This is a genomic window from Monashia sp. HAY1-2A, from assembly GCF_056755315.1.
The window spans coordinates 1-233 of the sequence record NZ_JBNDHY010000829.1 but is presented as its reverse complement, the minus strand read 5'-3'; the positions used below and the strand labels follow the sequence as shown (position 1 = coordinate 233).

1 protein-coding gene is annotated in these 233 nt (G+C 67.8%); it reads right to left on the bottom strand.

Features of this window, described 5'->3' with window-relative positions; all coding sequences use genetic code 11:
* Window positions 1–31: 31 nt before the first annotated feature.
* Window positions 32–233 (bottom strand): hypothetical protein (locus ACPYOM_RS24100; protein ID WP_481347916.1); only part of this gene is annotated, 202 nt, incomplete at its 5' end.

The window sequence follows — 233 nt, the reverse complement described above, 5'->3', positions numbered from 1 at the left end:
CCGTGCCGGGCTCGGCAGACGCGGCGTAGACCTAGACCACCTCACGAACAGTTCGCTCGCCTGAGTTGCGGACCCGGACCGTCACCGCGGGGCTCCCTGTCGCGCTTTCGTCCGTCGCGATCGTCTCGTAGGTCCAGTCGGTGTAGCCAAGCCCGTGACCGAACACGTAGGCCGGGCTGCTCCCTGCCCGTTCCCAGGCGCAGTAGCCGATGAAGACCCCTTCGGAGTAGGGG